Below are 10,708 nucleotides of genomic sequence, written 5' to 3'. Positions count from 1 at the left end.
GCCTTCATCGTCAACCGCATCCTGCTGCCGATGATCAACGAGGCGGTCTATACCCTCTATGAGGGCGTGGGTGGCGTCCACGCCATCGACACGGCGCTGAAGCTGGGCGCCAACCACCCGATGGGCCCGCTGGAGCTGGCGGACTTCATCGGTCTGGACACCTGCCTGGCGGTCATGCAGGTCCTCTACGAGGGTCTGGCCGACAGCAAGTACCGCCCCTGCCCGCTGCTGGTGAAGTATGTCGAGGCCGGTTGGGTCGGCCGCAAGGTCGGCCGTGGCTTCTACGACTACTCCAAGAACCCGCCGGTCCCGACCCGCTGACAGACATGTAAAATCCTCTAACATTCTTTTTAGAAGGGCGTAAAAATGCTAACATTTGAAGACTGTTTGGCAATATCCGACGCTGAAGGAAGCGCGATCATAGCCAAGAACACTGACTCGGTCGAAGCATATCGAATGATGGCACAAGCATCTTTGCAACAATCCAGCACATCGACGCAGAAAGGAGGCTCATACAGATCAACGGATGAACAAGATCGGCGGGCACATCGAGACTGACGTCGACATCGGCCAATTTTGGGGTCTGAGAAGCTGTTTGCAGATGTCATGCGCCAACGGCCTGGGGGCGATGCGCTACAGGCGTCTGGAGAGGAACAATCCCTGTGGCGATGTACAACGCCACCCAGACGCTGAGTTGGTGCTCATCCTGCCAAGGGGCGGTGGCGACGCACCGCCCGGCGGGGTCCAGGCATCCGGCGACTGTTGCCGCAGGCGGTCGCATGGTGTGGCAAGCGATGTTCGGCTACCACCTGCGCACGCTAGTGGAGGCCTGCTTCAGCCGCTACAAACACGTCATCGGGTCTTCCGGGTTCCACACCAACGACCGCCAGCAGTCTGAGATTGATAGCGCCGTCCTGTTCCAGAACCGCATGCTTGACCTCGTCGGCCTCCAAGGATTGGGTACGCCGCACTGTCGGCATCAGCTCTCGTGACCTCAGTGCAACAGCGTCATGGCGCATTCTTGCTAACCGAAGCGAGGTTCGCATCATGGTTGAGACCCCAATCCGAACGGAGGCTGCTGCCGGACCTGTGATCACGTTCGGTGCTTTTCGCCTTCATCCAGACCGGCATCTCCTGTTCAAGGACAACAAGCCGGTCGCTCTGGGTTCACGTGCACTCGACATTTTGATTGCTTTAGCCGATCGGGCTGGGGAGCTGGTCACGAAGGACGAGCTGGTCACGCGCGCGTGGCCGAACACCATCGTCGAAGAGTCGAATCTCAGGGCGCAGATCGCTTTGCTTCGCAAGGCTCTTGGCGACTCCGGGGGAGCAGCCCATTTCATCGTGGCCGTTCCGGGTCGCGGATACCGCTTCGTGGCGCCGATCTCATCCTCTGTCGTCGCAGACGGAACCGGGGCGGCGAGCGCCCAGACCAACCTTCCACGGCTTCTGAGATCGCCAATCGGGCGGGAAGAGGCCATCAAGGCCGTGCGAGGCCGCTTTCAACGATATCGCCTTACAACCATCGTGGGACCAGGCGGTATTGGCAAGACCACACTCGGTGTTGCCGCCGCTGAACAACTTCTGCCCTCGTATAAGCACGGCGTGTGCTTTCTCGATCTGGCCCCGCTGGCGAACGACCAACTCGTTTCAGGCGTGCTGGCCGCCGCACTCGGCCTAGCCGACAGTTCCAAAGACCCTCTTGCCGGCGTCATCGCGCATCTGCGTGAGCGGCGGATGCTGCTTGTTTTCGACAGCTGCGAGTTGGTTGTCGACGCGACGGCGCGGCTGGCGGAAGCGCTGCTCCGACAGACATCGGAGATCCATATTCTCGCGACGAGCCGTGAAGGCTTGCGGGCGGAGGGCGAGAGCGTCTATCGGCTGGCGCCACTGGACCTGCCTCCGATGTCGGCCGGATTGACCGCCGGGGAGGCCCTGACCTCTCCGGCGGTCCAACTCTTCGTTGATCACGCGATTTCCCGCGGCAGCGGATTTGAATTTGACGACGGTGAGGCGCCTCTCGTTGCCGATATCTGCCGCCAACTCGATGGCATCCCCTTGGCCATCGAATTGGCGGCGGGACGGGTTGGGGCCTTTGGCACGCGCGGCGTGGCAAAACTTCTGAACGATCGTTTCCGGCTGCTCGCCGGCGGCAGACGCACCGCTCTTCCCAGGCATCAAACCCTGGAGGCCACGATCGATTGGAGTTACGAAGCGCTGTCGGCCCCGGAGCAGACGCTTCTGCGCCGTCTGGGCGTGTTCGCGGGTGAGTTTACGCTGGAGGCCATTGTCGCCGTCATGACTGGGGACAGTGATATCGACACCGATCTTCCTCTTCATCTGTCCAATCTGATCTCGAAGTCTCTTGTCGTTGTCGACGTTCACCAGAAGATCGCACAGTACCGACTGCTCGACACAACCCGCGCCTACGCGTTGGCCAAACTTTCGCAACGCGGCGAATTCAATGGCATCATACTGCGTCTGGCCAACCATCTGTGTCGTGTTCTCGAACACTCGCACGGTGAAATCGAATTGTTTCCCGCTGACGAGTGGCTGGCGCGGTACAGCCGCCATATCAACAACGTGCGCGTGGTGCTGGATTGGGCCTACTCACCCAAGGGCGATCCTGCGGTCGGACTTGCCGTAACCGTGGCCGCCATCCCACTGTGGTATCAGCTCTCAGCGGTCGACGAATGTCTGAAATGCGTTAAACGCGCGTTGCTGAGCATCGGCCCGGGACCAGAACGAGATGCGCAGGCCCGTCAGGTCATGCAGCTCTACAGAGCCCTTGGCCTGTCACAAGCTTTCAAGGTGGGGTTTGCGCTGCAAGCGCCGGCCGCATTCGCCAAAGCCCTGGAAATGGCCGAGGATCTCCACGATGTCGACGCTCAATCGGAAGCGCTCTGGGGTCTGTGGCTTTGCCGGGTCGGGATGGGTGAGTACCGGAACGCACTTGGCGTCGCGCAGCAATTCATGAAACTGGCGGACAATGGGCTCGATCGCTTCATTGGCGATCGCATGATGAGCATGACGCTCTTTTGCATGGGAGATTGCAAGGGCGCTCGCACCCACGCGGATCGCATGCTTGCTCACGATGTTTCCGCTCCGGAAGCCATCTCAACCAGTGCGGTTCGCTTCCGGTTTGGGCAATCAGTGACCGCCCGCGTTCAGCCTGCCCAACTCCTTTGGATACAGGGCTTCCCGGATCAAGCGGTCCAGGCCGCGAAGAATGCTGTCGACGCCGCCCGCGCATCGGGCCATGCGATTTCGCTGTGCGAGGCACTGGCGCGATGGGCTTGTCCTGTCTGGGTTCACGTTGGCGATATGGCGGCCGCGGACCTCGCAATCACAACCATGATCGACTTGGCGGCCACGAACGCACTCGGACCCTGGGAAGTGTTTGGTCGCTGCTGGAAAGGCGCGCTTCTGATCAAGCAGGGTCATGGGAATCGAGGCATCCCACTTCTGCGCACGGCGCTGGACGATCTTCAAAAGGGAAGATTGTTCACGCTCTACAACGTCCGGTTCCTTGGGTATCTGGCTGAAGGTTTGGCGTCCACAGGACAGAGGGCGGAAGGATTCGCCCTTGTCGACGCCGCCATTCGGCAGAGCGAGGAGAAAGAAGAGCTTTGGTGCGTTGCGGAACTCTTGCGCGTGAAAGGTGAGATCCTGCTGCAAGACGGCACTGGTTCCGGCTTGGCCGAGCAGTGTTTTCTACAGTCCGTCAAATTCGCACGGCAGCAGGATGCGTTGTCGTGGGAACTTCGAACGAGCATGAGCATGTCCCGTTTGCTGCGTGAACGTGGGGAGGTTGCGAAGGCGCACCGCTCTTTGCTGAAGGTATACCGCCGTTTCACTGAAGGCTTTGAGACGGCCGATCTGAGAGTTGCGAAGGCACTTCTCGCCGAATTTTCATAACAATCGGCTGAAATTTCGCTTCATCGTCTCTTAACGTGACGCACGGGAATTCACGACGATTCACTGGATGCTCTTCGGCTGCTTCGGTCATCGTCTCTGCGTGCCGATCATTCGGCAACGAACGACAGAAGCACGGCTGAGGGGGATCGAACATGACCACCGCTGTAATGGATGCGCTCGTCCTGCGTGGGCCCAACGCACCCTTCACTCGGGCCAGCATCGCTCGCCCACAGCCCCTGGCCGGCGAAGTCTTGGTTCGGATCAAGGCGAGCAGCGTCAACCCGCTGGATCTCAAGATTCGAAGCGGCAACGCGGCGCACGCAAAACATCCTTTTCCCGCCATTCTGGGAATGGACCTTGCCGGGACCATCGAGGCCGTCGGTGCCGGCGAGAGCCGGTTTACCGTCGGAGATGACGTGTATGGATTGGCCGGAGGTGTGGGCGGCCATCAAGGCTCGCTGGCGCAGTTTGCTACGGTTGATGCCGATCTTCTCGCGCCGAAGCCATCCAATCTCACCATGCGCGAGGCGGCCGCGCTCCCCCTTGTTTTCATCACGGCTTGGGAAGGTTTGGTCGACCGGGCCCAGGTTCAAGCCCGCCAAAAGGTGCTTGTTCTGGGTGCTGGTGGGGTCGGGGAGATGGCGATCCAGATCGCTTCGGCTTTTGGAGCCGAGGTCTTTGCGGTCGACAAAGCTGCGAAGGGGGACACCATCGAGCGTCTCGGCGCAACGGCAATCGACCGTGAGCAGACAACTCCTCAGGAGTATGTTGGCGATCACACCAGCGGCCAAGGTTTCGATATTGTCTATGACACGGTGGGCGGTGTCGCGCTTGACACCGCGTTCAACGTTGTCCGGCGTTTTGGCCATGTGGTGAGCTGCCTCGGATGGGGCACGCATTCACTTGCTCCCCTGTCGTTCCGCGCCGCGAGCTATTCGGGTGTCTTCACGCTGTTGCCGATGCTGACCGGCGAAGGCCGAGCCCATCACGGTGCGATCCTGCGAGAGGCCAAGCGGCTTGCCGAGGCCGGGAAGATCACCCCTCTCGTCGACCCCCGCCGCTTCAGTTTCGAGACTGTCGCGGAAGCGTACGGCGAAATCGAAAAGCGCACTGCCAACGGCAAGATCGTTATCGACGTCGCCGAATAGAGCAGCACCCTCGCTCCCCTCAAGAAAGGGAAAATGTCATGCCATTCGTCAACGTGAAACTGGTCGACGGCGTGTTCACGCCGGAAGAGAAGCACGCCATGGCCAAGGCTTTGACCGATGTCATGGTGAAGTTCGAGGGCTCGGAGGCCTTTCGCGAGGTGGTATGGGTCCTCATCGAGGAACTTCATACCGACGGCTGGCATATCGGCGGCAGGCCGTTCGAGGGTCCGAAGTCGCTGATGACGACGCTTTCGAAATCCAAAGACGTCGTCGAAATGATCGACGGCACGCCCACAACGCGGAAGGAGTGGGCGGCGGCGGCTCCAGTCTTGGGCTGACCACCTCGCACTCTCCGGCAGGGCGGCCAAAGCGCGCGGTCTGACTTAAGCCCGGCGGCTGCCGGTGGAACCGTGTCCGCCCGACGGAGGGAAGAGACATGAATGCGAAAGAAGCGATTTCAACACCCGGCGCGACCAGACAGGACGTGTTGATCGGCACGGCCGCCGTCCTCGTCACGACGCGGCCCCTGGAGCCCTTGGCCACCACGGCGTCGCCAAATTCAACCAGCGCAACCAGTGCAGATGGGAATAAGACCATGAGCAGCATCAAGACGAAAGACGGCGCCCAGATTTTCTACAAAGACTGGGGCGCCGGGCAGCCGATCGTGTTCCACCATGGGTGGCCGCTGAGCAGCGACGACTGGGACAACCAGATGCTGTACTTCATCGGAAAGGGTTTCCGGGTCATCGCCCACGACCGCAGGGGCCACGGCCGCTCCAGCCAGACCTCGGGCGGCAACGACATGGACACGTACGCGGCCGACGTCGCCGCGCTCGCCGCCGCGCTCGACCTCCGCGATGCGATTCACATCGGCCATTCGACAGGCGGAGGAGAGGTCACCAGATATGTCGCCCGGCATGGCAAAGGCCGGGTCGCCAAAGCGGTCCTCATCTCCGCCATTCCGCCCGTGATGGTCAAGTCCGCAACGAATCCCGGAGGACTTCCCATCGAGGTCTTCGACGGCTACCGCGCGGCTCTGGCAGCCAACCGGGCGCAGCTCTACCTCGACATCGCGAGCGGCCCGTTCTACGGCTTTAACCGCCCCGGCGCGGTCATCTCCGAGGGCACGGTCCGCAATTGGTGGCGTCAGGGCATGATGGGCGGAGCGAACGCGCACTATGAGTGCATCAAGGTCTTCTCGGAGACCGATTTTACCGATGACCTGCGGGTCATCGACGTTCCGGTCTTGGTGATGCATGGCAGCGACGACCAAGTGGTGCCCATCGCGGATTCCGCCGAACTCTCCGTCAAGCTGCTCAAGAACGGGACGCTCAAGGTCTACGACGGTTATCCGCACGGGATGTTCACCACTCACGCTGACGTGATCAACGCCGACCTTCTGGCCTTCATCAGATCGTGACGGCCCGGGCAGGCCGAGACGCCTGCCCTCAAACTTTCAAATCATATTTGACAGCTGTCGGCTCACCGATTCCGGCTGCGGAAAGGTCTGTCATGACATCCGAACACATGCTCTCTCGCCGTGGATTTTGCCTTTGCTGCATGGGCGCGGCGAGTTTCGCCGCCACAGGAGGCTGGATGAGCCCACGCGAGGCCTATGCCGAGGCGCGCGGCTTGGTGAGCCTCATCAAGGACAGCGCTGCCAAATCCGTGATCGCCACCCACAAACTGAGGAACGACATCACCATCCTCGAAGGCTCCGGCGGCAACGTCGCGGTCTTGGCCGGCAAGGACGGCCTCGTCATGATCGACGCGGGCATCGGCGTCTCCCGCCCCCAGATGACGCAGGCGCTCTCCGCGCTGTCATCCGAACCCGTGACCCATCTCATCAACACCCACTGGCATTTCGATCACGCGGACGGCAACGCCTGGATCGGCGAGGGTGGAGCCAAGATCATCGCGCATGAGAACACCCGAAAATACCTGTCGCAGGTGCAGCGGGTGGAGGACTGGGATTACAATTTCGTTCCGCTGGAGCACAGCGGCGTGCCGACGCAGGTCTTTTCCAAAGAGCATTCGCTCAAGCTGAACGGGCAGTCGCTCGCCATGAAACACTACGGTCCGGCGCATACCGACGGCGACATCTCAGTGATGTTCGGCGAGGCAGACGTTCTCCATGTCGGCGACACCTACTGGAACGGGATCTATCCGTTCATCGATTATTCGACGGGCGGCAGCATCGACGGGATGATCGCCGCCTCGGATGCCAACTTGGCCGCGTCGACCAGCAAGACGATCATCATTCCGGGCCACGGAAATCCGGTGAGCAACCGCGCTGAACTGCAGGAATTCCGCGACATGCTCGTCACCATCCGCGAGAACGTCGCCGCGCTGAAGCGCCAGGGACACTCGCGGGACGAAGCGGTCGCGGCCAAGCCGACGGCATCCTTTGATGCCAAGTGGGGCAATTTCGTCATCGACCCAGGCTTCTTTACCCGGCTTGTCTATGCGGGCGTCTAGCAGGAACCACCGGCCATCCACCAATCCCATACTGGCGCGTTCCTCGCCCGGGCCTCCCGCGCCTCCAGAACCCGGGTCCGCCGACAATCCAACGGATTAAGGAGACGGCAATGTCAGAAACAAAAAGCGCTCTGTTCATCGATGTTCCGGTCGAACTGAAGGAAGTGAAGGCAGTCCACAGCATCGGGGGGCTTGAGTTCGAAGGCGACCTGCCTGCGGCGCTGTTCCATCTTCAGTTGATCACCACGGATATCACAAACTGGAAAGCGGCGTCGGATGTGATCGTTGTCTTCCACACAAACGCGGGCCACGTCACGTTGAACGACGCAGCCTACAATGCGTCGCGCAACATCGCCACTGGCAACCCATACAAAAAGCTGGTGGCCGACCTGATTGACGTCGGCGTCAAGGTCGAACTCTGCGGCGCGACCGCGAAAGTGAACGGCTGGGGCAATGCCGATCTTCTCCCTCGCATACAGATCAATCTCGATGCCATGGCTCGCACGATCCAGCTCGTGCAGCAGGGCTTCGTCAAGATCACGGAGTAACCATCGATTTCGTGATCCCGTTACGACATCAGCGTCCAACGAGGCTGCCATGCTCCAATCGCCATTCGGATTCCATTCGACCGCTTCTGAAGTCCTGAGAGGAGTCGACCTTCGGGGGAAGACGATGATCGTCACGGGTGGTGCAAGCGGTATCGGCATCGAGACGACCTCGGCACTCGCCGCGGCCGGAGCCGCCGTCGTCATCGCCGCCCGCCGTCCGGAAGCCGCTGAAGACGTTGCGGCGGACATTCGGGTCAGGAGCGCCAATCACGACGTCCGGGTCCGTCAACTGGACCTCGCAGACCTCCGATCAGTCGGGCGTTTCGTCGACAACTGGGAAGGCCCCGTCCACGCGCTCATCAACAACGCGGGCATCATGGCCTTGCCGGATCTGCAGCGCTCTCCCCAAGGATGGGAGATGCAGTTCGCGACCAACTTTCTGGGGCATTTCGCCCTAACACTCGGCCTCCGCCGCTCTCTCGCCCAAGCCCAGGGCGCACGCGTCGTGTCCGTGAGTTCAAGTGGGAGTCTGTTCGGCCCGGTTTTCTGGGACGACCCGCACTTCCGCTTCATCCCCTACGATCCGCTCCTCGCGTATGCGCAGTCGAAGACGGCATGCACCCTTCTGTCGGTGGGCATCAAAGATCGATGGGCCGAAGATGGGATCGTGTCGAACGCGCTCAATCCGGGAGCCATCGCAACCAACCTCCAGCGTCACACAGGCGGGCTCCGCACGCCCGAGCACCTTCGCAAGACCTCTGAGGAAGGCGCGGCGACATCGGTGCTCCTCGCGGCTTCGCCGTTGGTCGAGGGAATGAACGGACGCTATTTCGAAAATTGCGTCGAGGCTCCCGTCGTGCCGAGTCGCCCCCAGTCGAGATTGGAGGGCGTGGCCGCATATGCGCTCGACAGCGCCAACGCTCAAAAGCTCTGGGAGATGGGCCTCGGACTTTTGGGAGAATGCAAATGACACGATCCTGGAAGTAGGTTTCATCGGTTTCGGCGCCCAAGATCACCTGCGTTCGATGCGAGGACGTCATCTGCACCATAGCGCCGAAATGGACCGAGTGTCCGAGAGCAGGATGAACGTGACACGGCCAATGGAGGACCATCTCGTCTTCCCGCCCACCGACGACACACGTCCGGCCAACATGCACAGCTTCGGGCACCACCACGAAGCCCGGGAATTCAAGGATGGGCCGAGGCGGATCGCCAAGCTTGAACTCCGCCAAGTCATTCTGGAAATCACGTCAAGGAGCGCGCCCAATGACCCATGCACCGATCAGGGTTGGCATCATCGGCGTTCACCCCGACCGTGGTTGGGCCTCGACCGCCCATGTGCCTGCGTTGAGGGACTTGCCGCAGTTCCGACTTTCTGCCCTGAACCACAGCCGGATCGAAACCGCGAGGGCGTCGGCTGAGAAGTTCGGTTTCGAGCACGCGGTGTCATCGACCGACGAGCTTGTGAACCATCCCGATGTCGACCTGGTGGTCGTAACCGTGAGGGTGCCGGAACACCTTCATCTCGTGACCGCAGCGCTCCAGGCAGGGAAGTCGGTGTTTTCCGAATGGCCGCTTGGTATGAACCTTCGGGACGCTGAGACAATGAACGCGCTTGCCGCCGAAAAAGGCGTCTCGGCCATGATCGGCCTCCAAACACGCGCGAACCCGACCCTCCGGCACATGCGCAAGCTGATAAAACAGGGCTATCTCGGCGAGGTGCTCTCGGCGTCGGTCATCGGTTCAGGAATCACGTGGGGGGAGGAACTCGAAGAGGCTTTTCGATACACCCTGGACCCGTCCAAGGGCGCGAGCATGCTGCACGTGCCGTTCGCCCATACAATCGACGCCCTGCTGTTCGCGCTCGGCGAAGACTTCCTGAGCGTGTCGGGGACATTGGTTCGTCGCCGTCAGACGATAAGGATTACAGGAAGCACGGAAGTTGTCCCGCTCGACGTCGCGGATCAAATAACTTTCTCTGGCAGGCTCACGTCCGGCGGACTCGTGACATGCCATTTCCGCGGCGGACTGTCGCGCGCAACCAATTTCCATGTCGAGATCAACGGCACCAGGGGCGATCTGTTGCTTACGAGTCCGGTCGGCTACGTAGGTCTGGGCGGATTCAAGCTGATGGGCGCGCAAGCAGACGAGACCCTTCATCCGATCTCCGTACCCGAGGGCTTCAGTGCCGACGACAACGTCCTGGCGGGCAACGTGAGGAAGCTCTACGAACTGATTGCGTCCGACATGACGTCCGGCACCCTTCGTAGTCCAACGTTCGGAGACGCCGTCAAACTGCATCGGCTGATCAACGCGATAGAGCAAAGTGGCGGGGTGGCGCGCGATGTCTGATGCCTACGACGTTTGAACAGTTCCGGCTGTCCGGATGCGACAGGTTCTTGGCAGCATCAACCCCTGACCTGAGCGGCAACCTTGATATTGCTAAGGTCGCGAGCACGGGAGTCGAGAGCTATGCGGGAAAGTGGGTGATGGTCTGGTCAGGCGGCGCTCTGTGACGCGGTTTCCGTGACCTCGATGCCATCGCGGAATGTGACGCCCTGGATGACCTTGGGCAACTGGTTTTCCCCCTGCAGGCGACGCCAAGTCTTCGCGGCG

Annotated in this window: 10 protein-coding genes; all 10 read left to right on the top strand. The window is 61.0% G+C overall.

Annotation, left to right across the window (positions count from 1 at the left end):
• Positions 1-321, top strand: a 321-nt coding sequence (locus AC1DVI_RS31405; protein WP_476961319.1) for a 3-hydroxyacyl-CoA dehydrogenase family protein, incomplete at its 5' end; no start/stop codon positions are given.
• Positions 322-662: 341 nt separating this feature from the next.
• Positions 663-992 carry a hypothetical protein gene (locus AC1DVI_RS31400; protein ID WP_476961318.1) on the top strand — a complete coding sequence of 110 codons (330 nt, stop codon included), beginning with the start codon at positions 663-665 and terminating at the stop codon, positions 990-992.
• Positions 993-1,047: 55 nt separating this feature from the next.
• Positions 1,048-3,918, top strand: a complete 2,871-nt coding sequence (locus AC1DVI_RS31395) for an ATP-binding protein (protein WP_476961317.1) — start codon at positions 1,048-1,050, stop codon at positions 3,916-3,918.
• Between the two features lie 152 nt (positions 3,919-4,070).
• Positions 4,071-5,066 (top strand): zinc-dependent alcohol dehydrogenase family protein, encoded by a 996-nt coding sequence (locus AC1DVI_RS31390; protein WP_476961316.1) that lies wholly within the window; start codon positions 4,071-4,073, stop codon positions 5,064-5,066.
• A 38-nt stretch (positions 5,067-5,104) separates the two neighbouring features.
• Positions 5,105-5,404, top strand: a complete 300-nt coding sequence (locus AC1DVI_RS31385; RefSeq protein WP_149272682.1) for a tautomerase family protein — start codon at positions 5,105-5,107, stop codon at positions 5,402-5,404.
• A 98-nt stretch (positions 5,405-5,502) separates the two neighbouring features.
• Positions 5,503-6,486 carry an alpha/beta fold hydrolase gene (locus tag AC1DVI_RS31380; protein WP_476961315.1) on the top strand — a complete coding sequence of 328 codons (984 nt, stop codon included), beginning with the start codon at positions 5,503-5,505 and terminating at the stop codon, positions 6,484-6,486.
• Positions 6,487-6,578: 92 nt separating this feature from the next.
• Positions 6,579-7,544, top strand: a complete 966-nt coding sequence (locus AC1DVI_RS31375) for an MBL fold metallo-hydrolase (protein WP_476961314.1) — start codon at positions 6,579-6,581, stop codon at positions 7,542-7,544.
• Between the two features lie 110 nt (positions 7,545-7,654).
• Positions 7,655-8,092, top strand: a complete 438-nt coding sequence (locus AC1DVI_RS31370) for a DsrE family protein (RefSeq protein WP_476961313.1) — start codon at positions 7,655-7,657, stop codon at positions 8,090-8,092.
• A 124-nt stretch (positions 8,093-8,216) separates the two neighbouring features.
• A complete protein-coding gene (locus AC1DVI_RS31365; protein WP_476961312.1) occupies positions 8,217-9,062 on the top strand; it encodes an SDR family NAD(P)-dependent oxidoreductase in 846 nt (281 codons plus the stop codon).
• 296 nt (positions 9,063-9,358) lie between these two features.
• Complete coding sequence (locus tag AC1DVI_RS31360) at positions 9,359-10,444, top strand: Gfo/Idh/MocA family protein (RefSeq protein ID WP_476961311.1); 1,086 nt, start codon at positions 9,359-9,361, stop codon at positions 10,442-10,444.
• Positions 10,445-10,708 lie beyond the last annotated feature (264 nt).

It is taken from the genome of Azospirillum sp. P4_B5, assembly GCF_056402275.1.
Note: the sequence above shows the minus strand (reverse complement) of the source record. Positions and strands in the feature narration are given on the sequence as shown.